This window comes from Saccharopolyspora sp. NPDC050389, from assembly GCF_040655595.1.
Classification (GTDB): Bacteria; Actinomycetota; Actinomycetes; order Mycobacteriales; family Pseudonocardiaceae; genus Saccharopolyspora.
On record NZ_JBFAKG010000029.1, the window covers coordinates 66205 to 92278 of the forward strand.

The following is a 26074-nucleotide window of genomic DNA, read 5'->3' on the forward strand; positions in this document are numbered from 1 at the left end:
CGCGCCGCACGGCGACCAAGGAGAACGCCGCGTGTCGTGCGGCAGTGCGCCTGCTACAGCTGGCCGCTCAGGTACGAGAAGAACCCGGGCGTCTTGGTGACGCGGAGGCGGGTGAGCTTGCGGTAGCTGATCAGCCACCGGCCCTCCACCTTCCGGTATTCCTCGTGGTAGTGGCCGTAGCCGTGCATGTGCTCGGTGACATCGCCGTGCCGCCACCAGAGCTCGTCCTCCATCGCCCAGATCCCGCGCGCAGTGGTCGGGGAGGTGAGCTCGATCTCCGGCATGTGCCCGTGGTGCGCCGTGGTGACCTTCGTGTCGCCGTCGAGCAGCCCGGAGATCGCGTTGGTCAGCGCGACGGCGCCGACCACCTTGTTGCCCTGGCCGTCCGCCTGCGGCCGGTTCTCGTCGGGAACGTCGCCGTACGACTCGCTGACCACGTCGTCGGTGTGGCACTCCGCGTAGCGGTCCCACTGCTTGGTGTCCATCACGCGAAGGCGCATGGCGAACAGGGACTGGATCTCCGAGATCGCCAGCAGCTTCTCCGCCGCCGACAGCGTCGCATCCACGGGAACGCTCGCCATGGTTTTCCTCCTGCGTCTTCATTGACGTCGACCGGCAATCGCGGTGGCGACGGCCCCGCCCGAATGCACCGGGCGACGCGCGCGGCCTCGGCGGGCGTTCAGAGTTCAGCCCGCTCGAATGTCCGCGAATTGCCCAAGCGCTTGCTTGATGGCGGGTACGTTAATCACGCACCGGGGAGGCGTCAAGCAGAAGGTCGCGTTCGCGTCGAACGCAGTCGTGACGGGCGAGCCGGCGCCGCGAAGGAGCGCGGTTCAGACAACACCGCGGTGGTCGTCAGCGCGAGCCGCCGGCCGCCGTGGTCATCGTTCGACCATGTCCAGCGCGGCGAGGTGGCTGAACACCATGCACGATCCGATCGGATTGCCCCCGCCCGGGTACGCGGTCCCGCTGACCGCCGCCATCGAGTTGCCCGCGGCGTAGAGGCCCGGGATCACGCTGCCCGACGTGTCCAGCACCCGGGCCCTCTCGTCGGTGCGCAAGCCGCCTTTGGTGCCGAGATCGGAGATCCCGAACGCCGCGGCGTGGAACGGTCCCTTCTCGATGGGGACCAACGGCGAGCCGCCCCCGGCGAACGCGCGGTCGTACGGCTCGGCTCCGCGGTGGAAGTCGTCATCGGTTCCGGCGGCCGCGAATGCGTTGAACCGCGCCACCGTTCGCACCAGGTTCTCGGCCGGGCCACCGATCTGCTCGGCGAGTTCGTCCAGGGTGTCGGCGCTGAACCACAGGCCGGCGTCGACGTAGTCCTCGGTCTCCCCCATCGGGACGCTCGTCGAGTGCACCGGCGGCCGCGCGCCCTCGCGATCGTCGTAGATCATCCAGAACGGCAGCGTCACCCCGCCGTCGCCGATGCGGTCGATGACGACGCGGCCGATCCGGTCGTACGGCCAGGACTCGTTGACGAAGCGCTCCGCGTTGTCGTCGACGAAGATGCCGCCGGTGAACCACAGCGAGAACGTCGACGTCCCGTCCGGGTGCGTGATGCCGGGTGACCACCACGCCTCCGACATCAGGTCGGTGTCCGCTCCGGCATCGATGCCGGCCTGGATCGCCTTGCCCAGGTTGCCCGACGGGCCCATGGCATCGCGCGCCGCCCCCGGAACCCGGTACCTGGTCCGCATCCGCTCGTTGCGCTCGAATCCGCCGGAGGCGATCAGCACGCCCCTGCGGGCGCGGATCCGGCGCCGTCGACCGTCCTCGTCGACCACGGCACCGACCACGCCGCCTCCCTCGCGCACCAGCTCGTCGCAGACGGCGCCTCGGCGCATCCGCACGGTGTCCTGCTTGGACAGCGCGAGAAGCAGCCTGGCGATCAACGCCTGCCCGCCGACGAGCAGTCCGGGCAGCGGCTTGCCCGCCCGGTCGACATCCAACGGCGGCCGAAGCGAGTCCCGCAACGCGCCGAGCCGCTCCGGCTCCAGCGGCGTCGGCATGATGTGCCGACCGGTCGCACTCGCCTTCGGCGCGGACCCGAAGTAGTCCGGCCACGGGTAGACCACGAACTCGAAGTCGTCGTCGCCTTCCAGGTAGTCGACCAGCCGGCCACCGTTGTCCAGGAACGCGTCCTGCAGCTCCCGGGGCGTGCGGTTCCCCACCACGGCGCGGAAGTAGGTCTTGGCGTCCGCCGGGGTGTCCTGGTCACCGGCCCGCCGGAGCACCGCGTTGCCCGGGAACCACAAGCCGCCACCGGAATACGCCGTGGTGCCACCGAACTTGTCGGTCGCCTCGGCCACGATCACCGAGAGCCCTTCCCGGGCCGCGGTGTAGGCCCCGGTCAGCGCTCCGCCGCCGGAGCCGATCACCAACACGTCGCACTCGTCGTCCCAGAGCTTCGCCGTCTCGTCCGTCGCCATGGGATCACGATGCTCGCGGACGGCCCCGCCGCGCCGATTCGATCCCGCTGACCAGGACTGGGCTTCCCCGGCTGCACGCAGCCGAGCAAGGGCGGGAGCGCCCGGGCTCGATGCAGCGAGGATTCCGCGTGGTGACGTCAGCCTGGAGAAGAAGGGATTCCGGCGGCCGGGGCTTTCCGGCCGGCGGCGTGCCTCGCCACCACGAGGCCGTAGACGAGCCCCTGGCCGATGGTCGCCCCGGCGCCCGGATACGTGGCACCGAACGCGTTCGCCGCGGTGTTGCCGATCGCGTAGAGCCCGTCGATCGGGGAATCGTCCGAGCGCAGCACCCGCCCGTGCCCGTCCGCTCGCAGCCCTCCGCAGGTACCGAGGTCGCCGAGGACGATCCGCACCGCGTGCAGCCGCCCGCGCAGGGGCCGCAGGTTCGGGTTCGGCGCGACGGTCGGATCCCCGTAGTAGCGGTCGTAGGCGCTGCCGCCACGGGCGAAGTCGTCGTCGATGCCGGCGGCCGCGAGTTCGTTGAACCGGCGCAGGGATCCGACGAGCCCCTCGACCGGCAGCCCGGTTCGGCGCGCCAGATCGGCGGGATCGTCGGCACTATGCGCGATGCCGGCGGCGTACCAGCTCTCCGGCAGCGGCATCCGCGGGAACAGCCCGGCGGCGTACACGTAGCTGTTGCGGTAGCGCTGGTCGAACACCATCCACATGGATCCGACGGCGTCGCCGGCCCGCTCCCGCTCCAGGATCCGCTGGCCGAAGCTCATGTAGTCGGTCGCCTCGTTGACGAACCGGCGGCCGTGCCGATCGACGATGAGCGACCCCGGCAGCGACCGCTCGGCGAGCAGGACCAGGGGCGCCGCCCCGGGCAACGGCGCGACGGCCGGAAACCACCACGCCTGGTCCATCAGGTCGACGTCGGCCCCCACCTCCCGCCCGATCCGGATGGCATCACCGGTGTTCCCCTGGTTCCCCAGGCTCCAGCCGGGTTCGAGCGCCTCCGACTGGAACTCGCGGCGCAGCGCGATGTTGTGGTCGAAGCCGCCGGCCGCGAGCACGACACCGCGCCGGGCCCGCACCGTCACCTCGCGTCCGCCCTGCTCCAGCACCGCGCCCGTCACCCGGCCGTCCTCCGCGGTCAACCGCTGCAACGAGGTTCGGGTCCACACCGGGATCCCGGCCCGCAGCACACCGGCGTACAAGCCCGCGGCGAGCGCCTGACCGCCCGCGACGTACTCCCGGCCGAGCAGCTTTCCGCCGATGCCCTGCGAAACCCGCCGCACCACACGTGGAACTCCGCGTCGCGGAACCCGGGTCATGAGGTTCATCCACTTGTAGTCGAAACCGGTGATCGGCATGGGCAGCGGGGACTTCAGCCCCGAGGGGCGCAATCGGGCCCGCTCGGCGCCCAGCGCTGCGAGGTCGAACGGCCGGCACTCACAACTGCGGCCGGCCGCGGTACCGCCGGGCAGCTCCGGGTGGTAGTCGGAATAGCCCTTGCTCCACATGAAGCGCATCGGTGTGGTCCGCTGCAGCATCCGGACGGTCTCGTCACCGTGGCGCAGGAAGCTCTCCCACCGCTGGTCCGGCGAGGTGCCGCCGACGACGGCGCGCAGGTAGTTCTCGGCGCGCTCGGGCGAGTCGACCGCTCCCTCCGCCGCCAGCAGCGAGCTCGCCGGGATCCAGAACGCGCCGCCGGAAAGGGCCGTCGACCCGCCGACGTAGTCCGTCTTCTCGACGATCAGCACGTCGAGCCCCTGTTCTCGCGCCGCGAGCGCCGCGGCCATTCCGGTGCCGGAGCCGATCACGACGAGGTCGACGATCATGTCCTGGGCGGGCGCGGGAGCGGGCGGTGTGCTCGCAGGCATCGACGACTCCTCGTTCTGGTGCGGATACTGCGATGCCGCAGCCCACCACCGCCGCGCCCCGACGGCGAAGCGCTGCTCCCGCTCAACGGGACCAGCTCGATCTGCCGATCAATCGCTTTGGGCGAATCGGCTCCGGTGCGGTGCAGGTGCGCGGCGGTGCGCGAGCTGGTCGGCACGAGCCGCCATGGCCGCGTGCACGGTCTCGGGTTGGGTGACGATGTAGAACTCGCCTCGCGCCGCCTGCTCCATGATCGTCGCCGCCGCTTCGTCAGCGCTGATGGCCTGCTCGAGGATGGCCAGCATGGCCTGCCGGTGTTCCTCGGCGGCAGCGATGTCTCCGGATTCGACGCCACCTGCGGCGCGGAAGATGTTGGAGGCCACCGGCCCCGGCAGCACGGCCGCGACGGAGATGTCGGCGCCGATCCGGGCGATCTCCTGGTGCAGGCACTCGACCATGCCCAGCACGGCGTGCTTGCTCATGATGTACGGGGCTTGCAGGGGCATCGCGGTGACGGCGCCGACCGACGCCATCGTGAGCACGTGGCTGCGCACCCCGTCCGCGATCATGGCGGCCAGGAATGCCCTGATCCCGTGGAAGACACCGCTGATGTTGACGTCCACGACCCGCCGCCAGCTCTCCGGCGGGACATCCCACAGGTAGCCGAACTGCTCGACCCCAGCGTTGTTGATCAGCAGCCGGACCGGGCCGAACTCGTCCCGCACCTGGCGGGCGAGCCGCATCATCGCGTCGGGATCCCGGACGTCGACGACGCGCGCGACCACGCGACCACCACGGCCGTGCTCCTCGTCGGCAACGCCGCGCACGGCCGACTCGTCGACGTCCGCCGCGATCACCGTCATGCCGAGGTTCCCGGCGAGGTGCCGGGCCAATCCGGCACCGATCCCGGCACCGGCACCGGTCACCACGGCGAGACCGCCACCGAACACTTCCTGCTGAGTGGGCACGGAACTCCCTTCGAAGGCATCGTTCGGGGCATCGCGCCAACAGGGTGCGGGCGCCATCGGAACAGGGCCGATCGCGATCGTCCACGATGGACGCGAGCCGCGCTGCGATCACGGCCGCGGCACCGGTCGCCGCACCAAGGCATCACGAACCCTCAGCACAGGCACCGACCAGCCGGGCTACGTCGCGAGAGTAGACAACCGAGCGGTTCCGCATCAAGATGTGGCCGTCGCCGCGAACCCAATCAAGCGCTTGGTGGATGCGCGCTGATTCGAGGCGGAGGAGTTCGCGGCGATCCCCAGCGGTCGCCACGACGACCGGCACCGAGCGGAGCAACGGTCGATGTCCGGCGATTCGCCGGCGGCCCATCACGACAACCGGAGGCTTTCAATGGTCACACGTGTCACCTACGCGCGGAGCGTGCACGACGAGGCGGAGATCAACGCCGTGCTGGAAGTGCTCCACGGCGGTCCGCTCGCGCTGAAGATCGGCAAGAACGTCGCCGAGATGGAGCGCCGGGTCGCCGAGCTGTACGGCAAGCGGCTCGGCCTGATGTGCAACTCGGGCTCCTCGGCGATCTACCTCGCCGTCGAGCTCCTCGGCCTGCCCAGGGGCACGGAGGTGATCACCTCGCCGCTCACCTTCTCCACCGACGTCTCCCCCCTCGTGCGCGCCGGTCTCGTGCCGGTCTTCGTCGACGTCGAGCCGGACACCTACAACGTCGACGTGAGCCGGATCGAGGAGATGATCACCGAGAAGACCGGGGCGCTGCTGATCCCGAACCTCGCGGGCAACGCCCCCGACTGGGACGCCATCCGCGACATCGCCGACCGGCACGACCTCAAGGTGATCGAGGATTCCTGCGACGCCATCGGCACCACGCTGCGCGGCACGCCCACCGGCCTGCGCAGTGACATCACGGTCACCAGCTTCGCCATGGCGCACATCATCACCTGCGCCGGCAACGGCGGGATGGTCGTGCTCGACGACGAACGCCTGCGCGACCGGGGACTCATGCTGCGGCGCTGGGGCCGTCGTTCCGAACCGCACCTGTTCGGTTCGGCTGGCAGCGGGCGGGTGTTCCGCGAAGACCTCGACGGCGTCGCCTACGACAACGACTTCATCTTCGACGTCCTGCCGTGGAACTTCGAGCCCTCCGAGCTGGGCGCGGCCTTCGGCCTGCAGCAGTTGGCGAAACTGGACCGCAACTTCGCCCGCCGCGCCGAGATCTTCGACGCGTTCAGCGCCGCCTTCGGCAGCTACCCGACCCTGTTCTCCCTTCCCCGCCAGCTGGCGGACTTCCACACCGCGTGGTTGTGCTACCCGGTGCTCGTCAAGCCCGACGCCGGGTTCACCCGCAGCGATCTGCAGGAGTCCCTGGAGGCCGCGGGCATCGACACCCGAACGGTCTGGAGCGGCAACGTCACCCGGCATCCGATGATGCGGGGAGTCGAGTTCCGGCAGCCGCGCGAAGGGTTGCCGGTCGCCGACGAGGTCTTCGAGCGCGGCATGTCACTGGGCATGAGCCACGGCACGACCCAGGAGGAGCTGGACCACGTCGTCGCCAGCATCCACGCATTCGCATCGCGGCACGCGCTGGCCGGCACCCGAGCCGCGCGCTGACAGGTCGATCGGGCAGCCATCCCGCCCGTGCAACGGGATTATTCGGGCGGGATCGCTTCCCCAGTCACCGTTCAGGTGCTTTTCGCAGACGGGTGACACTGCTAGCGTGTTTTAGAATCAATTCCATTTTGCCGATCGGGAGGTGTGGCATGACCTCAACGTTGAGGATGAGTGCCGAGTCGGCAGTCGAGCAGCCGGTGCCGCCGTCCATGGTGGAGCGGATGACGCTGATCCTGGACCTGTTCGACCACCCGCACACCCGTCACAATCTCGAGGAGGTGACCCGGCGAACCCGTCTCCCCCGCTCGACGGCCCACCGCATCCTCGACCAGCTGGTCCGGTTGCGATGGCTCGACCACACGGCGTCCGGATACCGGCTCGGCAAACGAGCGCTTGGTCTCGGTGGCCGAGAGATCGGGCAGAACGCCCTCCGGAGCGCGGCGGCACCGGTGCTCCACGACCTGGCGATCCGCACCAAGCTGGTCGTGCACCTGGCGGTCCTCTCGGGCACCGAGGTGTACTACCTCGACAAGGTGGGCGGGCGGTCCGCGGTCGACGTGCCCTCGCGCGTCGGTGGCCGGGCTCCGGCGCACTGCACGGCGTTGGGCAAGTCGATGCTCGCCTGGCTGCCCCCGGAACGGATCGACGCCGAGTACGCCGGTGCGCTCCGCCGGACCCCGCGCAGCATCGGTGATCTGGGAATCCTGCACCAGGAACTGGATCGCATCCGGCGCCGTCGCGGCCTGGCCTTCGAGCGCGGTGAGTGCTTCGCCCAGGTCGGCTGCGTCGGCATCGCGCTGCGCGGCCAAGAAGGCCCGGTGGCCGCGATCTCCGTCGTGGGCGACGCGCAGACACCCATGGAGCGAGTCGCTCCCCTCCTCGTGCAGGCCGCGCACGCCGTGTCGAACGAGTTCTTCGCCGGCCCCGACCTGTCGCGGCCCGACCTGGCAGCTCCCCAGCAGACGTGGTCGAGCGAGGCGATGACCCGATTCCTCACCGTCGGCGATGGCGGCCACTGGCTCTAAGAGATCCTTTCAGAATGCGGCGTCAGCCGCATGCGGTGAGGGACTCAGCTTGCACCGCCGCGGGTTCTCAGATGTCGTCTGGCGAGGACAGCCCCGAAGCCGCGTATTGGTCATACGTAAGTCGGGGATCCCACAGACCAGACGGCAGCTGAGGTTCCGCCACCCGCACCGCCACGCAAACCCATTCTGCAACCACCCCTAAGGACCTCGGCCCGACGGACCGAGCTCCACATCCCCGGATGCACCGAGATCCGAACAGCTCCCGATCGGAGAATCCCGCGCACCATGACCGAAACCACCTACGAAAGCACCGTCCGCTCCCGACCGGAGGGCGCATCCGCCGCGCCGCCGACGCCTCTATCCTGAGATCAGAGCATCCGGATGGGCGGCCAGAACAGGGGGAACAGTGGCGAGAATCGCCGATGCGCGGCCACCCGCATCACCGGTGTCGGAGGGCCAGGTCGCGCGCCGCGATCGCATCCTGGACGCCGCAGCGGAACTCGGCGCCACGGCGGACTTCGACCGCGTGCAGATGCACGAGGTCGCCAAGGACGCCGGAGTCGCGATCGGGACGGTCTACCGCTACTTCCCGTCCAAGACGCACCTGTTCACCGCGGTGTTCGAAGCACAGCTCGGCAAGTTCGTCGAACAGCTGTGGCCGACCGGCGACGAAGACATCGTCGCCGACATCGGAGAGGTGCTGGTGGCGCTGAGCCGCGAGCTGCTCCGCCGGCCCCTGCTCTGCGCGGCGATGGTCAAGAGCGCCGCCGCGAGCTACACCTCGGACCCGAGCGGGTCCACGGACAACGACTCGGCGCTCTCCCACGCCATCCTTCGCACGCTTGGGCAGTCCGCGCCCAGCGAGGAGGACCGGAGCACCGTCCGTCTGCTCGTGTTCAGCTGGTGGGGGGTGCTCGTCTCCAGACTCAGCGGCAAGACGTCGACCAAGCAGGCGGAGGCCGACATGCGGCTGGCGGCGCGGCTGCTCCTCGCCCGATATCTGGCGTAGCCGATCCCGACCGATGGTGCTCGGGCATCGGGCATTCGCTCGCGACAAGGCACCATCCGGCCGCTCCGGCGGAACTGCTGGAACCGCAGCGGATCTCGTCAACGAGGTAGCCGGTGCGTCGCCATGCTCTCCCGGCCCCGGTGCCTCAGCCGCCTTCTTTCGCAGAGAACGTGGTGGCGACCTCGCCGAGCGGGTCGATGACGGCGCGGATCCGCATGCCCGGCGCGACCGGGACCAGCGGGCCCAGTGCTCCCGAGAGCACGATCTGCCCGGCGCGCAGCGGCTCGCCGAAGGACAACGCCGTCCGAGCCAGCCAGGCGAGCGCGGCGAGCGGATCACCGAGGCACGCGGCCCCGTCTCCCTCCGAGAGCAGCTCGTCGTCGGCGTAGAGCCGCATGGTCGTCTCCCGCGGCTCGAACTCGTCGAGCGCGAGCCGGTGGTCGGCCAGCACGAACAGCCCGCTGGAGGCGTTGTCCGCGATCGTGTCGGTGATCGCGATGTCCCATCCGGCGATTCTGCTGTCGACGATCTCCAGCGCCGGCACGGCGTAGTCGACCGCGGCGCGGACCTGCGCCTCGTCGAGCTCGCCGTCGTCCAGGTCCGCCTTCAGCACGAAGGCGATCTCCGCTGCCACCCTCGGCTGCAGCAGCCGGTGGAACGGGATCACGGCCCGGCCCGAGACGTCCATGTCGGCGAAGAGCACCCCGAAATCGGGCTGTTCGACGCCCATCTGCCGCTGGACCGCGGGCGAGGTCAGCCCGATCTTCCTGCCCACCGCCACCGCTCCCCTGGCTTCACGGCGCCGCGCGAGTTCCTGCTGCACCGCGTAGGCGACGGCGATGTCCGCGTCGCCGAGAACGTCCCGCACCGGCTCTGCGGGGATTCCCGTCCGCTCGGCCCGGCTGAGGCGGGCGACCGCATCAGCGATCGAAAGATCTTTGGAGTTCCCGGAATCGGCCATCGATGCAAGCACAGAGCTACGCTCGCGCGATTCTCCGCGCAAGCCCAGTGCCGGTCCCGCTGTCCGGGAATGGCGGTAGTTCCCGGAGAAGCGCCGCCCCCGGTTCACAACCGTGCGGCCAGCTGTCGCCGCAGCGCCGGGCTGGACCCCGCGAGCAGTTGATTGGCCTTGCCCCGTTTGAAGTACAGGTGCAGATCGTGTTCGTAGGTGAACCCGACGCCGCCGTGCAGTTGCAGGCATTCGGCGGCCACCCGCATCAGCGTGTCCGCGCCGACCACCTTCGCCACCGCGGCGACGGTCGGCAGGTCATCGCCCAGCTCGTCGGTCGCCTCGCCGGTGGCGGCGAACCGCACCGCGTACTGCGCGGTGGCCACGGCGCCGTGGACGGCGACCGCGAGATCGGCGCACCGGTGCTTGAGCGCCTGGAACGAGCCGATCGGCCGCCCGAACTGCTCCCGCACCTTGAGGTAGCCCACGGTCTCGTCGAGGCACGCCTGCGCCGCGGCGGCGGACTCGGCGGCCAACGCGATCCGGGCGAGACCGACCAGCCGGCGTGCGAGGGCCCCGTCATCGCCCTCGGGCGACAGGAGATCCGCGCGGGCACCGGTGAGTTCGATGTCGGCGAGCCGGCGGGTGTGGTCCAGCGCCCGGCGTGGCGTGCGGGTCACGCCCGGCTGTTCCGGGGACACGAGATGGACGGCGGCATCGTCGCCTTCGCCGCTGATCACCAGCAACACGTCCGACGCCGCCCCGTGCGGGACCGCGCCGACCACGCCCGACAGATGCCCGCCGTCCGCCACGACCGGCCCGCGGCCGGGAGTCTCGGTCAGGCCCGTCACGGCGATCGCGACCGGCTCCTCGGTGAGCCTCGCGAGCAAGGCCTCGCCGGCTTCATCCAGCGATCCCGCGTCGGCCAGCTCTCCCAGCAGTGTCGCGGCGATAAGCGTGTCCGGCACCGGTGATGGCGCGACGGCGCGCCCGAATTCCTCGACCACCACGACGGCCTCGGCGAACCCGAGTCCCAGCCCGCCGAACCGCTCCGGCACCGGTAGCGCGCCGAGCCCCAGATCCACCACGCCGCGCTCGAAGAGCGCCCGGTCGTATCCGTGGTCGTCGTCCATCGCCGCCCGCCGGTCCGACTCGGCGCGGAGGAAGTCGGCGACCGCCTTGCGCATCTCGTCGCGCAGGTCTTCGTTCTCGCTCAACCGGGTACTCCGTTTCATCCGCGAGGCAGCCCGAGAACGCGCTCGGCGATGATGTTGCGCTGGATCTCGTTCGAGCCGCCGTAGATCGTGTCCGACCGGCTGAACAGGAACGACGTCTGCTCGGGCGAGAGGTCGTAGGGATCCTCGACGGTCAGCGCCGCCGACCCGGCGACGTCGACGGCCAGCTCTCCCAGGTCCCGGTGCCACGTGGCCCACTGCAGCTTCGACAGCGACGCCTCGAACCCGGACACCGAACTGCCGGCCGACCGCAGCGTCGACACCGCGGTGTAGCGCATCACCCGCAGGTCGATCCACGATTGCACGATGCGCCCGCGCAGCTCCGGATCGGCCAGCGCGCCGCCCGCCCTGGCGAGTTCGACGACGTGGTCGAGTTCGCGCTGGAAGCCGATCTGCTGGCCGAGCGTGGCGACGCCGCGCTCGAATCCGAGCGTGCCCATCGCGACCCGCCAGCCGTCGCCCTCGTCGCCGACCCGGTTGGCCACCGGTGTCCGGGCGTCGTCGAAGAACACCTCGTTGAACTCGCTGGTGCCGGTGATCTGCCGGATCGGCCGAACCTCGAGGCCGGGCTGATCCATCGGGACCAGCAGGTAGGACAGGCCCGCGTGCCGGCTCGACGCCGCATCGGTGCGCGCGAGCACGAAGCACCAGTCGGCGACGTGCGCGAGCGACGTCCACACCTTCTGTCCATTCAGGACGTATTCGCCGCCTTCGCGCACCGCGCGCGTGCGGACGCCTGCGAGGTCGGATCCCGCACCCGGCTCGGAGTAGCCCTGGCACCAGAGCGTCTCGCCCGACAGGATTCCGGGCAGGAAGCGCCGCTTCTGCTCGTCGGAACCGAACGCGAGGATCGTCGGGCCGACGAGCTGCTCGCTCATGTGCAGCAATCGCCCCGGCCCGCCCGCCCTCGCGTACTCCTCGTGGAAGATCACCTGCTGGGCCAGGGAGGCACCGCGGCCGCCGTGCTCGACGGGCCAGCCGAGGCCGATCCAGCCGCCCGAACCGAGTCGGCGTTCCCACGCCAGCCTGCGGTCGAGCGCCTCGTCCTCCCGGCCCGAACCGCCGAGCCCGACGACGTCGGCGAATTCGCCGGTCAGCTCTTCGGCCAGCCATGCGCGCACCTCGACGCGGAACTCCTCATCACCGGTCGTCATCATCAGGCCCCGTACCTGGGTGTCGGCGGTTCGGCCTTCGCGCTCAGGTCGGCGATGACCGGCGTCGGCTCCTGCCGCCGGCCGGTCGTGGTGGCGACCCGTCCCGCGGAGATGCCGACCGTCGGCCCGTCGTGCTCCGTCATGGCCTCAGATAACCACACGATCCCGATAACAAGCAAGCGCTTGGTTCAATCGGCTCGCGGGAGACCAGCGGGCGCGGACGGCCATGGCGGCCTCCGCGCGAAACAACGTGCACCACAACGCAGAACCGGCGCTACAGGCGCTCGATGATCGTGACGTTGGCTTGGCCGCCGCCCTCGCACATCGTCTGCAACGCGAACCGCCCGCCGCGCCGCTCCAGCTCGTGCAGCATCGTGGTCATCAACCGGGCTCCTGTCGCCCCGATCGGATGGCCGAGCGCGATCCCACCGCCGTTGACGTTGGTCCTGGCCAGGTCCGCGCCGGTTTCCTTCGCCCACGCCAGCACGACGGACGCGAACGCCTCGTTGACCTCGAACAGGTCGACGTCGTCGATCGCCATCCCGGTCCGCTCCAGCGCATGCCTGGTCGCCGGGATGGGGCCGGTCAGCATCCAGACCGGGTCGGCGCCGCGCACCGAGATGTGGTGGACGCGCGCACGCGGGGTCAGGCCGTGCTCCTCGACGGCGCGCGGCGAGGCGATCAGGATCGCGGCCGAGGCGTCGCTGATCTGCGACGCGACGGCCGCCGTGATCCGCTCGCCGCCCGCGACGGGCTGCAGGCTCGCCATCTTCGCCAGGCTGGTGTCGCGCCTGGGACCCTCGTCGGCATCGAAGTCGTCGACCGGCGCGATCTCGGCGGCGAACCGGCCCGCGTCGATCGCGGCGATGGCCCGCTGGTGGCTCTCGTAGGCGTAGGCCTCCATGTCGGCCCGCGAGATACTCCAGTGCTCGGCGATCATCTCGGCCGAGCGGAACTGCGACACCTCCTGATCGCCGTAGCGCTTGAGCCAGCCGGGCGACTCGGCGAAGGGTGTGCTGAAGCCGTACTGCAGGCCGACGAGCATGGCGGCCGAGATCGGGATGGCGGACATGTTCTGCACCCCGCCCGCCACGATGAGGTCGGCGGTTCCGGAGAGCACCCCCTGCGCCGCGAAGTGGACGGCCTGCTGGCTCGATCCGCACTGCCGGTCGATGGTCACGCCCGGCACGTGGTCGGGCAGGCCGGCCACCAGCCACGCGGTCCGCGCGACGTCCCCGGCCTGAGAGCCGATCGTGTCGCAGCAGCCGAAGATGACGTCGTCGACCGCGCCGGGATCCACTCCGGTGCGATCCATGAGCGCGCGGATGGCGTGCGCGCCGAGGTCCGCCGAATGCATCCCGGCGAGCGCTCCCCCGCGCCGCCCGACGGGAGTGCGGACGGCGTCGACGATGTAGGCCTCGGTCACGGAGTTCTCCTCGGATCGAAGTGTCTTGGCGCCTGTCTTTGAACCCGGCTCTGGGCATCGGCCATGCAGCGGCGCAACCGGCACCGCCGCCGGTTCTCGGGCCGCACTGAAAGGGCGAGCGATTAAGCCGCGTGCAGCTCATGCGCGATGCGGAGATCCCGTGGCCCAGGCTGCAGCCACAACCTCCGCAAGGGCGCACCGATGCCCGGAAGGTGTTGGGAGACGGGCGCTCACGCGTGCTGACTGCTGGCGGACAAGACCTCGCCGGTGAGGTACGACGCGTAGTCGCTGGCGAGGAAGACCATCACGTTGGCGATCTCCCACGGTTCGGCCGCGCGGCCGAACGCCTCCCTGCCCTTGAGCTCGGCGAGCAGCTCATCGCTGGTGACCTTCGCCAGGAACGGGTGCATGGCCAGGCTGGGCGACACCGCGTTGACCCGGATGCCGTGCGGAGCCAGGTCCATCGCGGCGCATCGGGTCAGCGCCATCACGCCGGCCTTCGCCGCCGCGTAGTGGGCCTGCCCCTCCTGCGCGCGCCAGCCCACCACCGAGGCGTTGTTGACGATGACGCCCTTCTTGCCGGCCTCGACCATGCGCTTGCCTGCCGCCCGGACGCAGCGGAAGGTGCCGGTCAGCGTCACGTCGAGGACCTTGTGCCACTGCTCGTCGGTCATCTCGAGCACGGACGCGGTTCCGCCGAGACCGGCATTGTTGATCAACACGTCCACCCCGCCGAACGCCTCGGCCGCGTCGAGCAACGCGCCGACCTGCGCCTCGTCGGTCACGTCGCACACCGCCGCGGCGACCCGGTCGCCACCGAACTCGTCGGCCAGCGCCTTCTCCGCTTCGGCGAGGCGCCGCTCGTGCGTGTCGCTGACGACGACGGCCTTGGCCCCCTCCTCGAGGCATCGGCGGGCGGCGGCGGCCCCGATCCCGGCCCCCGCCGCAGCCGTGACCACGACGGTCCTGCCTTCGAGCAGGCGGTGGGCCGGCGGGCATTCCGGCGCGGGCTGTTCCTTCTTCGACGACGTCACTGCGGCTCCCAAACCGTTCACTCCGTCCGGACGACCGCGGGTTCTGGCCAAGAACCGGCGATCTCCCGTAGGGTAGCAAACCAAGCACTTGTTTGGGAGAGGATGTGCAGGAGCATGCCCAGTACCAGCGGCGACTCGGTGGTCACCTATGAGCGCCGAGGCGCGGTCGCCCTCGTGACCCTGAACCGGCCCGAGTACCGCAACGCGCAGAACTCGAAGATGACCTACGCCCTCGACGCCGCGTTCAGCCGCGCCGTGGACGACGACGAGGTCAAGGTGATCGTGCTGGCCGGCAACGGCAAGCACTTCTGCGCCGGGCACGACATCGGCACGCCGGACCGCGACGCCGACCAGAGCTTCGACCGCAAGGCCGTGATCTGGTGGGACCACACCGGCAGGGAGGGCGTGGACCGCCGCTTCGCGCGCGAGGCCGAGGTCTACCTCGGCATGTGCCGCCGGTGGCGGGAGATCCCGAAGCCGATGATCGCGATGGTGCACGGCGCGTGCGTGGCCGGCGGACTGATGCTCGCCTGGTCATGCGACTTCATCGTCGCCTCCGACGACGCGTTCTTCGCCGACCCGGTGGTGAAGATGGGCATCCCGGGCGTCGAGTACTTCGCCCACCCGTGGGTCATGAACCCGCGTGCCGCCAAGGAGTTCCTCTACACCGGTGACCGCATGCCCGCGCAGCGCGCGCACGAGCTCGGCATGGTCAACCACGTCGTGGAGCGGGCCGAGCTGGAATCGTTCACCCTCGACCTCGCCGGACGCATCGGCGCGATGCCGGGCTTCGGGCTCGCCCTGACCAAGCGGGCGATCAACCAGGCGGAGGACCTGCAGGGCATGCGGGCCGGCATGGACTCGGTGTTCGGCCTGCACCACGCCGCGCACGCGCACAACGCGGAGGTCGGCGGCGACTCCCTGGCCGGGATGGACGCGCGCAAGATGCGCGACGCGGCCGAGCGGAAAGACAACGACGCATGAACATCGACTTCACCGCTCAGGAACTGGCCTTCCGCGACGAAGCCCGGACCTGGCTGCACGACCACGTCCCGGCGGGGCCGCTGCCGCCGCTGGATTCCGCCGAGGGATTCGCGGCCCGCCGCGAATGGGAGGCCACTCTCGCCGAGGCCCGCTGGTCGGTCGTCTCGTGGCCGGAGGAGTACCTCGGCCGGGACGCCTCGATGATCGAGTGGGTGCTGTTCGAGGAGGAGTACTACCGCAGCGGCGCGCCGGTGCGCGTCGCGCAGAACGGGATCTCGTTGCTCGCCCCGATCATCTTCGGGCACGGCACCCGGGAACAGCGGGACCGGTATCTGCCGTCGATGGCGAACGGCACCGAGATCTGGGCCCAGGCGTGGTCGGAGCCCGAGGCGGGCAGCGACCTCGCGTCGATCCGCAGCACGGCGACGCGCGACGAGGCACGCGGCGGCTGGATGCTCAACGGGCAGAAGACGTGGAGCTCGCGGGCGCCCTTCGCCGACCGCGGGTTCGGCCTGTTCCGCTCGGACCCGGACGCCGAAAGGCACCGCGGGCTGACGTACTTCCTGTTCCCGTTGAACGCCGAGGGCATCACCATCCGGCCGATTCCGCAGCTGGACGGGCATCCCGGCTTCGCGGAGATCTTCTTCGACGACGTGTTCGTGCCCGACGCCGACGTGCTCGGCGCGCCGGGCGACGGCTGGCGGGTCGCCATGAGCACCGCCGGCAACGAGCGCGGCCTGTCGTTGCGCTCACCGGGCCGGTTCTGCGCGGCGGCCGACCGGCTAGTGGAGCTGTGGCGCGAACGCGGCGCGGACCAGCCGCACCTGCGGGATCGCGTGGTCGACTCGTGGATCGCCGCGCAGGCCTACCGGCTCTACACGTGGGGCACGGTCACTCGGCTTTCCGGCGGCGGCGACATCGGCGCGCACGGCAGCGTGAACAAGCTGTTCTGGTCCCAACTCGACGTCTCGCTGCACGAGACCGCACTGGATCTCCTCGGGCCGGAATCCGAGCTGCGCGGCCCTGGCGCGGCGGCCGACGGCGCGTGGCTGGACGGCTACCTGTTCTCGCTGTCCGGTCCGATCTACGCGGGGACGAACGAGATCCAGCGCAACATCGTGGCCGAGCGCTTGCTCGGCCTCCCGAAGGGAGGACGAGCCCGATGAGGTTCGCGCTGAACGACGAACAGCTCGCCTTCTCCCGGTCGCTGGACGACTTCCTCGGCTCCGCGGGAGTGCCGGACGCGGCCCGCGCATGGGGCGAGGGCGACGCGGCGTCCGGGCGGAAGACGTGGCAGCGCCTGGCCGATCTCGGCGTGCACGCCCTGTGCGTGCCGGAGGACGCCGGCGGGCTCGGAGCGTCGCCGGTCGACGTGGTCGTCGCGTTCGAGCAGATCGGCCACCACCTCGTGCCAGGCCCGTACATCGAGTCCGTCGTCGTCGCGCCCGCGCTGCTGCAGGCGGCCGACCCGGAATCGCTCGCGGAGCTGGCCGCCGGAAGCCGGATGGTCACGCTCGCCGCGCCGCCCGGCACGCCCTTCGCGCTCGACGCCGATGTCGCCGACCGCGTCCTGCTGGTCGACGGCGACGAGCTGCACATCGCGGAGGCGGGATCGCTGCGGCGTTCCGTGGACAGCACCCGCAGGCTCTTCGAGGTGACCGCGAAGGACCGGCTGGCCACGCTGCCGACCGGCGCAGTCGCCGCCGCGCTCGACGCTGCCGCGCTCGCGTGCTCGGCCCAGCTGCTCGGTGCCGGCGAGCGCTTGCTCGCGGAGACCGTGGAGTACGCCAAGAACCGGCGTCAGTTCGGCCGGGCGATCGGCGAGTTCCAGGCCCTCAAGCACGCGCTCGCCGACGTCCGCGTGGCGCTCGACTTCGCCCGGCCGCTGCTGCACGGCGCGGCGCTGTCGGTGGGATCGTCCGATGCCGCGCGGGACGCGTCAGCGGCCAAGGTCGCCGCCTCCGACGCGGCCTACCTCGCTGCCCGCACGGCGCTGCAGGTGCACGGCGCGATCGGCTACACGCTGGAGCACGATCTCGGTCTGTGGATCACGAAGGTCCGCGCCCTGGTCGCGGCCTGGGGCACCACGGCGGCCCACCGCGCCCGCGTCCTCGCGGCGATCACCGCGGCCTGACACGGGATCGGTGCTCGCCACTGCAGCAGCGGCGAGCACCGATTCGCATTCCAGCGCGAAAACCCGTTCAGCAAAACGAAATCGTCCACTGAGACGGCGCCCCGAGCCGAGTTGCGAGCCCCACAGACCCCGAAGGCTGGAACCACCAGGAAGACGGCCTGCCGCCCTTCCAGACCCGCAATTTCAATAGAAATCGAAGGTCCGATTTCAATAAGCGTTTTTCATCTTGGCTGGTGACCGCAGCCGCGACAGCTGACGGGCCGTATCGCGAATGCAGTCGCATGCGCCGCAGGCGCATAGCCCACCTATGCAGCTTGCACCGCCGCGGGTTCTCAGCGTTCGCCTGGCGAGGACGGCCCAACCGCCGTGTATTGGACATACATCAGGTTGGGCACCCACAGTCCAGGCGGGCGCTGAGGTTCCGCCACCCGCACCGCCACGCAAAACGAGGACGAAAAAACCTCAATGGAAATTGCGGTCGAGCAGGAAGCGCCCGCACACGCCCGGGCTCACGTCGCCAGGCTCGGTGGCGCGCGTTCGCAGCGCCGGAGGTGCCGTCATGCCGGTACCTCTTCGTCCCGCAGGCCGCGCGGATCGAGCACCTCGCGGATGAGGCGCAGCTCGTCGCCTGTGGGCAGCCGACTCTCCGGGACTTCCCCCTGGATCACGAGCGGGAACCCGGTCGCTTCGCGCACCTCGTCCACCGTCACCCCGGGATGCACCGACAGCAGGCGCATCGCCCCGGTTTCCGGCTCGAAGTCGAACACCACGAGGTTCGTCACGACTCGCCGGAGATCGTGGTACCGCTGTGCCGCCGGTCCGGCCGCCGCCGCGGAGTCGTGCCCCCGTCATGCCGGCCTCGCCTCCGCACCGCGGGCCACCGCCCGCTGGTAGTCGTCCTCGTCGCCCGAGAGGTACTTCTGCTGGAACTCCGCCCACGCCTGCGGGCTCGCGGCCGAGGCCACGTACTCGCCGAGGAACCGGGTGTCCACGTCGTAGTCGGGGACGCACGAGGTGAAGTGCGCGCCGTTCGGCGCCTCCACCACGCCGTCCACGACAAGTCGCTTGATCGCCAGCGTGGCCGGATGCGCCTCCGCGGTGAGCTCGGCGGTGGGCACGATCCGCTCGCAGGACACGAACGCCTGGTCGGCCGCGAGGCAGTACAGGTCGTCGAAGTACGGGTCCGGACCGAGGAACTGCGCGTTGCCGGCGGCGTCGGCGCGGTTCATGTGCACCAGAGCAGCGTCGAGGTGGATGGCCGGCATGGCGAGCAGCTCCTCACCGCTGCCATAGGGGTCGGCGACCGTGCGCAGTCCGGGGTTGGTGACCTGCACCGACGAGCCGAGGCCGGCGCGGGTCGGCAGGAACGGCAACCGCAACCCCGCGGCGTAGAGCCCCCACTGGAGCATTCCCTCGTCGTACTCGGCGACCTCGATCTCGCCCCGCTGCCGCGCGGCGCGGAAGTGCGGGTCGAGCGGGACCGAATCCAACGTCACGAAACCGAAGACGAGCTTGCGCACCTTGCCCGCGGCGCACAGCAGCCCGACGTCCGGGCCGCCGTAGGACACGATCGTGAGATCGGTGAGGTCGGACCGGAGAACCTCCCGCACCAGCGACATCGGCTTGCGCCGGACGGCCCAGCCCCCGATCCCGATGGTCATGCCGGAGCGCAACCGGCCGACCACCTCGCGCGCAGACATCTGCTTGTCCGTCATCCACGAGCTCCCGATTCCTTCGACTGCCGCGTCGAATTTCCAATCGCTTGCTTGATACGAACCTTCGCCAACACCTGAGAGGCGACCGATCGACAGGAAAAGCCTTGCACCGCCGCGTGAGCCCTCGGCCGGCTGGTAGCGGTGCGGCGGGGTCGCCCCCGCCGCTCCACCGTCAGCGAGCCGTGAACACGAATCCCTCGTAACCGTCGGCCTTGATCGCCTCGCAGCGCTCGCGGTAGGCGCCCAGCCCGGCCACGTAGGGCATGAAGCGGCGCGGCTTGCCCTCGATGTTCGCGCCGAGGTACCAGGAGTTGGCCCGGGGGAACAGCGTGGCGTCCGCCGCCTGCTGGACGTGATCGGTCCACTTCACCGCGGCGTCGTCGCGCACTTCCACCTGGGCGGCCCCGGTCTCGTCGGCGTGCCGGATCAGTTCGGCCAGCCAGTCGACCTGCTGCTCCGCGGTCAGCACCATGTTGGACAGCACCGACGGCGCGCCGGGGCCGTTGACGGTGAAGAGGTTGGGAAAGCCGGGGATCTGCACGCCGAGGTAGGTGACCGGCCCCTCGGCCCACGCGTCCTGGATCCGGTCGCCGCGCGGGCCGGTGATGTCGATCCGGGTGAGCGCACCGGTCATCGCGTCGAAACCGGTGGCGTAGACCAGCACGTCCAGTTCGTGGAGTCCGGCGCTGGTCTCGATGCCCGCGGCGGTGATCCGCGTGATGGGTTCCCGGCGCAGGTTGACCAGCGCGACCTTGTCCAGGTTGAACGTCTCGAAGTAGCCGGAGTCGGTGCAGATCCGCTTGGTCCCGATGGGGTGGTCGGTGGGGATCAGGTCCTCGGCGGTGCGCGGGTCCGCGACGATCTGCCGGATCTTCCGCTCGGCGAACTCGCGCGCGAAGTCGTTCGCCGCGATGTCGGTGAACTGGTCGGGGAAGGTCTTGCCGTACAGCACACCACCGTTGCGCCACCCGACCTCCAGCGCGGCCTCGCGCTCTTCCGGGGTGCAATCCGCCGCGCGCTTCGGGTGCGGCTGGTGCGGCGAACCGCCGCCGCTCATGCGCGCCTTCGCCCGCCGCGCCGGGTACTCCTCGCGGATGCGGCGCTGGTCGGCGTCGGTGAGATTCCGGTTCAGCGCGGGGACACTGTAGTTCGGCGTGCGCTGGAACACGGTGAGCGAGTCGGCCTCCCCGGCGAGGATCGGCACCGACTGGACCGACGACGAGCCCGTGCCGATGATGCCGACGCGCTTGCCCCGCAGCGACGGGCCCGGCTCCGGCCAGCGCGCGGTGAAGTACGTTTCGCCGGCGAAGGCGTCGGCGCCGGGGATGTCCGGCTTGTTCGGCGCCGACAGCGAACCGGTGGCGAACAGGACGTACCGCGCGAGGTGCTCGTCCCCGTCCTCGGTGCGCACCGTCCACCGCGACGCGCGCTCGTCGAAGTCCGCGGCCGCGACCCGCTTGTTCGGCTGGATGTGCCTGCGCAGGTCGAACCGGTCCGCGACGTGGTGGATGTAGGCGAGGATCTCGGGCTGGGTCGCGTAGCGCTCGCTCCACACCCAGTCGTTCTGCAGGTCTTCGTCGAACGAGTACGAGTAGTCGATGCTCTCCACGTCGCAGCGGGCGCCGGGATAGCGGTTGAAGAACCACGTGCCGCCGACGTCCTCACCGGCTTCGAGGCAGACCACGTCGAGTCCGGCTCGCCGGAACGCGTGCACGGCGTACAGACCAGCGAACCCGGCGCCGACGACCAGGACGTCGCGCACCGCGCTGTGAGCTCCGATGGTCAAGACGTTGCTCCTTGCTTCGTAGCTGCGCACACGTCGTGCCACAGCAGATCGCGGGCCGACCGGCCGGCCCGCAGGGACATGATGGTCAGGAACCCGTGGAACAGGGCCGGATAGTGGCGGTGCGTCACCGGCACGTCGTCCCGGGCCAACGCGGACGCGTACGCCTTTCCCTCGTCGGACAGCGGATCCAGGCCCGCGGTGACGACGATGGCGGGCGGCAGGCCGCGCAACGTGTCCGCGGCGAGCGGGACGACCTGGTGCCGGGGCTCCGCCACGCCGTCCGCCGGCAGGTACTGGCGCCAGTACCACTCCATGGCGGCCTTGGAGTTCCCGTAACCGGTGCCGTACTCGCGGTAGCTGCCGGTGTCGCACGACGGGTCGAGCACGGGGTAGATCAGCACTTGGCCGGCCACCTCGGGCCCGCCGGCGTCCCGGGCCATCAGGCAGGCGCTGGCAGCGAGGTTCCCGCCCGCGCTGTCGCCCGCGATGAGCAGCCGACCCGGGTCTCCGCCGAACGCGCGGGCGTTCTCGGCGGCCCAGGTCAGTGCGGCATAGGCGTCGAGGGCGGCGGCGGGCGCCTTGTGCTCTGGCGCGAGCCGGTAGTCCACCGAGATCACCACGGAAGACGTCCGTCCGGACAGCTCGCGGCAGAACGCGTCGTGCGACTCGATGTCGCAGAACACGAACCCGCCGCCGTGGCAGAAGACGACGACCGGCAGCGGCTCGTCGCCGCGGTGGTGCGGGAAGTACAGGCGGACGGGCACGCCACCGCCGGGACCGGGGATCTCGCGGTCTTCGGTGCGCGCCACATCATCTCGGTTGTGCACCGGTTGCCGCCGCGCCGCGATCGCGGCCCTCGCCTGCGGCCCCGTCATCTCCTCGACCTTCGGGAATCCCGCGTCGAGCGACCGGATGACCGCCGAGACCTCTGCGTCGAACACGTTCGCCTCCTCAGATCGTCTGGCCGCCGTCGATCACGAAGTCCTGCCCGGTGCAGTAACTGCTGGCGTCACTGGCCAGGAACGCCACGAGCGCGGAGACCTCGGCGGGCGCACCGGGCCGCGGGATCGGCTGGTTCGCCACCGCGCCGCCACCCGCCCTGGTCCGCTCGGAGATCATCGCCGTGTCGATCGCGCCGGGGCAGATGCAGTTGACCCGGATCCCGAACTCGCCGAGCTCCTTGGCCGCCGACTTGCTCGCCCCGCGCAGCCCCCACTTCGAGGCGCCGTACCCGAGCCCACCTGCGAAACCCATGAGCGCCGCGGTCGAGGCGACGTTGACGATCGAGCCGCCTCGGTCGCGCATCAGCGGGAGCACGGCCTGCATCCCGAGGATCGGCCCGACCAGGTTGATCTCCAGCGTCCGCGCGAGGTGCTCCTCCTCGAACGTCGCCAGCGGAGCCTTGCTGCAGATCCCGGCGTTGTTGACGAGCACGTCGACCCGGCCGAACTCGGCCCGAGTGCGCCGCATCGCCTCGCCCCACGCGCTCTTGCTCCGCACATCCAGCTCCAGGGCGAGAGTCTTCGCGTCGATCCCGGCTGCGACCGCAGCCACCGCGCCTTCGTCCAGGTCGGCAAGCACCACGTCGGCCCCGAGCCCCGCAAGCGTCCTAGCGTGCTCGGCGCCCTGCCCCTGCGCGGCACCCGTGATGAACACGACCTTGTCCCGCAAGTCCACCAGTTGCTTCGTCACGTCCCACATCCCTCGTGCCAGGCGTTTGCATCACCGAGCAAGCGCTTGGTGTGGTGGACCATACACTTCTCCCGCAGCGGGAGCGAGACCTCGCCGCCACTCGTCAACCTGGAGCGCGCGCAGGACTTCGACTCGCGCAGAGGGAAACATCGCCAAAGCACCGGGAATGCAGCGGCTCGGCAGCGAACGTGCGGCGACCCGACTGACCGGGGTGACGTCGCCCAGCCGGCGGGATCGTGCAGAGGCTTCAACGGACGTGGCGCATTCTCCGCCTGCGCTCAGCAGGCGCGATCGACCACGGGAAGGGAATCAGCGCATCGGAGATCGCCGATCCGCACTCGCACGTCCTGACGGACAAGCAGCGGTGCGGCGTTGGACCTGCCCAGCCCAGCAGGGCGAGGGCAGCGACGGATCGGCCGGCGCGCCAGCAGAGGGCGCCGGCCTGACCGCTAGCTCTCGAGGAGGCCGCCGTAGAGGACCTGGAGGTACTGCTCGGCGATGGCCTCCGGCTTGTACTTGCCGCGGGGGCGGTACCAGCGCACGGACGACCACACGGTGTCGCGGATGAACCGGTAGGTGATGTTCATGTCGACGTTGGCGCGGAAGACCCCGGCCCGCTGCCCGGCGACCAGCAACCGCAGCCAGATCTTCTCGATCTCCCGGCTGAACTCGCCGACGTACTCGAAGCCGGGCTGGCGGGAAAGCGCCACCACCTGGGCCTGGTAGAGCGCGACCGCGTGCGGGGTCGCGGAGATGGCCTCGAACGAGGCGACGATCAGCTCGTCGAGCGCCGCGCGGGGATCGACGCTGTCCTGCTCGATCTTGCGGAAGCGATCGCGCAGGGCGGACAGGAAGTCCCGCAGGATCTCGTCGAGCATCGCCTCCTTCGAGCTGAAATGGTGGTAGAGGCTGCCCGAGAGGATGCCCGCTTCGTCGGCGATGTCCCGGACGGTGGTCTCCGCGTACCCCCTCGTGGCGAACAGCGTCGCGGCGATGCTCAGCAGCTGGCTCCGCCGGTCGGAGCCGCTGCCGCCTCCTGCCGAGGCCGCACCGCGCTTGGCCGCCCCCGACCGGGTCCTCGTCGCCATTTCGCCTACCTCCCGCAGACCGCGAATCCCCCACAACAACAAGCGTTTGGTCGACAGTCTGCCACAGCCGCGCCCGCACGGGCGTCACTGCCCGCCGCGGCACCCCGGTCCCACGCGCCGCAGGATCTGGTCTGCGGGCGCACCCGCCGCTAGGATTACCTAGCAAGCATTTGGTCGCCTCGAAGGAGAGCGTGGACACGGTGAACGCCCCGATGACAATCCCCCTCCTCGTCGCGGACGCCGCACGGCGGCATCCCGACCAACCTGCCGTCGTCGATGGGGACATCCGGGTCACCTACGAACAGCTGGCCGAATTGGTGACCGAGACGGGGCGCGCGTACGCGGCACGCGGCCTGCGCCGAGGCGACCGCGCAGCCATCTGGGCGCCGAACCGGCTGGAGTTCGTCCTCGCGCTCCTGGGCGCGCAGACCATCGGGGCCATCGTCGTCCCGCTCAACAGCCGCTACCGGGGCCACGAAGCGGCGACCGTCCTGGCCCGCTCCCGCGCCTCGACGCTCGTCCTCGCGAACGGCTTCCTCGACATCGACTTCCTCGAGATGCTCCGCACCGCCGCCGCGGAATCGCCCGGGCAGGCGGGGAACGGTCCCATCCCCGGGCTGCCCCACCTGCACACCGTGGTGGACCTGGGCGGACGCGGGCAGCCTGCCGACGACGTGCTCACCTGGCCGGACTTCATCTCCGGCGGCCACCTGGTGGACCGCGACCAGTTCGCGGCGATGGTCGCGGCGGTGACGCCCGACGACATCTGCGACATCATGTTCACCTCGGGCACGACGGGCATCCCGAAGGGCGTGCTCACGGCGCACCGGCAGACGATCGACGTCGCGCGGGTCTGGGCCGAGCGGGCCGAGCTGAGCACGGCCGACCGCTACGCCATCGTCAACCCGTTCTTCCACGGTTTCGGCTACAAGGCCGGCATGATCACCTCGATCACCGCGGGGACCACGATCTACCCGGTCGCCACGTTCCAGGCCGACGAGCTGCTCGAACTCATCCAGTCGGAGCGGATCTCGGTGCTGCCCGGCGCGCCGACCCTGTTCACGTCCCTGCTCAACCACCCAAGACTGGCGGAGTACGACCTCTCGTCGCTGCGGTTCTCCGTCGCCGGAGCCGCGACGGTGCCAAAAGCGCTGTTCCAGCGGATGCGCGACGAGCTGGGCTTCGCGTCCGTGAGCCAGGCCTACGGCCTGACCGAGGCGGTCGTGGTGACCCAGTCCCTCCCGGACGACGACCCGGCGCACATCGCGGAGACGACCGGCCCACCCGTCGACGGCATGGAGGTCCGCATCGCGGACCCCGCGGGCGACGACGCGCCCGCCGGCGACGAGGGCGAAATCCTGGTCCGGGGCCGCAACGTCATGCTCGGCTACTTCGAGGACGAGCAGTCCACCGCCGCGGCCATCGACGCCGACGGGTGGTTCCACACCGGCGACGTGGGTCGCCTCGACGAACACGGCTGCCTGCAGATCACCGACCGGATCAAGGACATGTTCACCGTCGGCGGGTTCAACGTCTACCCGGCCGAGGTGGAGAACGTCCTCGCCACGCACCCGGAGGTGTCGGAGTCGGCCGTCGTGGCGAAGCCGGACCAGCGGATGGGCTCGGTCGCCATCGCGTTCGTGGTGCCGCGCGGCGAAAGCAAGCCGACGGAGGACGAGCTGATCGAGTACTGCCGGGCCCGGCTCGCGAACTTCAAGGTGCCGAGGGAGATCGTCGTTCGGAGCGAACTGCCGAAGAACGCGAGCGGCAAGATCCTCAAGACCAGGCTCCGCGACGCGGCGAAGGAAGCGTGACGCCCGGGCCGGCACCCGTCACCCCGCGCCGACCCGGAGCGTGAACCCCAGAACCGGCCGACCACACGGACGCGAGCAGCGCAATTTCACGCGAAACTACGCCGCTGGCGGGTGACTTGCGCTCGGGGACTCACCGTGCGCCAGG

General features: G+C 70.4%; 23 protein-coding genes. 7 read left to right on the forward strand and 16 right to left on the reverse strand.

The annotated features are described in order from the left end of the window. Positions 1–53: 53 nt before the first annotated feature. The 4 genes from AB0I53_RS20565 to AB0I53_RS20580 form a co-directional block, all read right to left on the reverse strand. A complete protein-coding gene (locus AB0I53_RS20565) occupies positions 54–581 on the reverse strand; it encodes a nuclear transport factor 2 family protein (RefSeq protein WP_358605029.1) in 528 nt (175 codons plus the stop codon). Positions 582–881: 300 nt separating this feature from the next. Continuing rightward, positions 882–2432, reverse strand: coding sequence for an FAD-binding protein (locus tag AB0I53_RS20570; RefSeq protein ID WP_358605032.1), 1551 nt, complete (start codon positions 2430–2432; stop codon positions 882–884). Positions 2433–2569: 137 nt separating this feature from the next. After that, positions 2570–4297, reverse strand: a complete 1728-nt coding sequence (locus AB0I53_RS20575; RefSeq protein ID WP_358605035.1) for a 3-ketosteroid-delta-1-dehydrogenase — start codon at positions 4295–4297, stop codon at positions 2570–2572. A gap of 108 nt (positions 4298–4405) precedes the next feature. Further along, the gene (locus tag AB0I53_RS20580; RefSeq protein ID WP_358605038.1) at positions 4406–5263 is read right to left on the reverse strand and encodes an SDR family NAD(P)-dependent oxidoreductase; all 858 of its coding nucleotides are present in this window, start codon (positions 5261–5263) and stop codon (positions 4406–4408) included. Positions 5264–5651: 388 nt separating this feature from the next. Here AB0I53_RS20580 and AB0I53_RS20585 point away from each other — a divergent pair, with 388 nt between their 5' ends. The 3 genes from AB0I53_RS20585 (at position 5652) to AB0I53_RS20595 (ending at position 8918) form a co-directional block, all read left to right on the forward strand. Next, positions 5652–6884 (forward strand): DegT/DnrJ/EryC1/StrS family aminotransferase, encoded by a 1233-nt coding sequence (locus AB0I53_RS20585; RefSeq protein WP_358605041.1) that lies wholly within the window; start codon positions 5652–5654, stop codon positions 6882–6884. 149 nt (positions 6885–7033) lie between these two features. Continuing rightward, a complete protein-coding gene (locus AB0I53_RS20590; protein ID WP_358605044.1) occupies positions 7034–7909 on the forward strand; it encodes an IclR family transcriptional regulator in 876 nt (291 codons plus the stop codon). A 406-nt stretch (positions 7910–8315) separates the two neighbouring features. Continuing rightward, the gene (locus AB0I53_RS20595) at positions 8316–8918 is read left to right on the forward strand and encodes a TetR/AcrR family transcriptional regulator (protein ID WP_358605047.1); all 603 of its coding nucleotides are present in this window, start codon (positions 8316–8318) and stop codon (positions 8916–8918) included. A 145-nt stretch (positions 8919–9063) separates the two neighbouring features. Here AB0I53_RS20595 and AB0I53_RS20600 read toward each other — a convergent pair whose 3' ends face one another. The 6 genes from AB0I53_RS20600 to AB0I53_RS20625 form a co-directional block, all read right to left on the reverse strand. Next, entirely contained in the window at positions 9064–9879 is an 816-nt protein-coding gene (locus AB0I53_RS20600) for a fumarylacetoacetate hydrolase family protein (RefSeq protein WP_358605050.1), read from the reverse strand. A 104-nt stretch (positions 9880–9983) separates the two neighbouring features. After that, on the reverse strand, positions 9984–11084 hold the full coding sequence (locus AB0I53_RS20605) for an acyl-CoA dehydrogenase family protein (protein WP_358605053.1): 1101 nt from the start codon (positions 11082–11084) through the stop codon (positions 9984–9986). A 14-nt stretch (positions 11085–11098) separates the two neighbouring features. Beyond that, positions 11099–12259, reverse strand: coding sequence for an acyl-CoA dehydrogenase family protein (locus AB0I53_RS20610; protein ID WP_358605056.1), 1161 nt, complete (start codon positions 12257–12259; stop codon positions 11099–11101). Next, positions 12259–12399 (reverse strand): hypothetical protein, encoded by a 141-nt coding sequence (locus AB0I53_RS20615; RefSeq protein WP_358605059.1) that lies wholly within the window; start codon positions 12397–12399, stop codon positions 12259–12261. Before AB0I53_RS20615 ends, AB0I53_RS20610 begins: the two co-directional genes overlap by 1 nt. A gap of 131 nt (positions 12400–12530) precedes the next feature. Continuing rightward, positions 12531–13682 (reverse strand): acetyl-CoA C-acetyltransferase, encoded by a 1152-nt coding sequence (locus tag AB0I53_RS20620; RefSeq protein WP_358605062.1) that lies wholly within the window; start codon positions 13680–13682, stop codon positions 12531–12533. Positions 13683–13912: 230 nt separating this feature from the next. Further along, on the reverse strand, positions 13913–14716 hold the full coding sequence (locus AB0I53_RS20625) for an SDR family oxidoreductase (RefSeq protein WP_358605065.1): 804 nt from the start codon (positions 14714–14716) through the stop codon (positions 13913–13915). Between the two features lie 114 nt (positions 14717–14830). Here AB0I53_RS20625 and AB0I53_RS20630 point away from each other — a divergent pair, with 114 nt between their 5' ends. From AB0I53_RS20630 to AB0I53_RS20640, 3 genes are read left to right on the forward strand one after another with little or no spacing between them, the layout of a single operon-like run. Continuing rightward, a complete protein-coding gene (locus AB0I53_RS20630; RefSeq protein WP_358605068.1) occupies positions 14831–15700 on the forward strand; it encodes an enoyl-CoA hydratase in 870 nt (289 codons plus the stop codon). Then, positions 15697–16866: an acyl-CoA dehydrogenase family protein gene (locus tag AB0I53_RS20635; protein ID WP_358605071.1), complete on the forward strand. Its 1170-nt coding sequence runs from the start codon at positions 15697–15699 to the stop codon at positions 16864–16866. The genes AB0I53_RS20630 and AB0I53_RS20635 overlap by 4 nt, the downstream gene beginning before the upstream one ends. Further along, complete coding sequence (locus AB0I53_RS20640) at positions 16863–17834, forward strand: acyl-CoA dehydrogenase family protein (protein WP_358605074.1); 972 nt, start codon at positions 16863–16865, stop codon at positions 17832–17834. The genes AB0I53_RS20635 and AB0I53_RS20640 overlap by 4 nt, the downstream gene beginning before the upstream one ends. A 557-nt stretch (positions 17835–18391) precedes the next feature. Here AB0I53_RS20640 and AB0I53_RS20645 read toward each other — a convergent pair. The 6 genes from AB0I53_RS20645 to AB0I53_RS20670 form a co-directional block, all read right to left on the reverse strand. Continuing rightward, positions 18392–18616: a hypothetical protein gene (locus AB0I53_RS20645; RefSeq protein WP_358605077.1), complete on the reverse strand. Its 225-nt coding sequence runs from the start codon at positions 18614–18616 to the stop codon at positions 18392–18394. A 66-nt stretch (positions 18617–18682) separates the two neighbouring features. Then, entirely contained in the window at positions 18683–19549 is an 867-nt protein-coding gene (locus AB0I53_RS20650) for a CoA-transferase (protein ID WP_358605080.1), read from the reverse strand. A gap of 172 nt (positions 19550–19721) precedes the next feature. Continuing rightward, on the reverse strand, positions 19722–21335 hold the full coding sequence (locus AB0I53_RS20655; RefSeq protein WP_358605083.1) for an NAD(P)/FAD-dependent oxidoreductase: 1614 nt from the start codon (positions 21333–21335) through the stop codon (positions 19722–19724). Beyond that, positions 21332–22276, reverse strand: a complete 945-nt coding sequence (locus AB0I53_RS20660; protein ID WP_358605086.1) for an alpha/beta hydrolase — start codon at positions 22274–22276, stop codon at positions 21332–21334. The genes AB0I53_RS20655 and AB0I53_RS20660 overlap by 4 nt, the downstream gene beginning before the upstream one ends. 10 nt (positions 22277–22286) lie before the next feature. Continuing rightward, on the reverse strand, positions 22287–23027 hold the full coding sequence (locus AB0I53_RS20665; protein WP_358605089.1) for an SDR family NAD(P)-dependent oxidoreductase: 741 nt from the start codon (positions 23025–23027) through the stop codon (positions 22287–22289). A gap of 449 nt (positions 23028–23476) precedes the next feature. After that, positions 23477–24115: a TetR/AcrR family transcriptional regulator gene (locus AB0I53_RS20670; protein WP_358605092.1), complete on the reverse strand. Its 639-nt coding sequence runs from the start codon at positions 24113–24115 to the stop codon at positions 23477–23479. A 212-nt stretch (positions 24116–24327) separates the two neighbouring features. Here AB0I53_RS20670 and AB0I53_RS20675 point away from each other — a divergent pair, with 212 nt between their 5' ends. Further along, positions 24328–25929, forward strand: a complete 1602-nt coding sequence (locus AB0I53_RS20675) for an AMP-binding protein (RefSeq protein WP_358605095.1) — start codon at positions 24328–24330, stop codon at positions 25927–25929. The last annotated feature ends 145 nt before the right edge of the window (positions 25930–26074 follow it).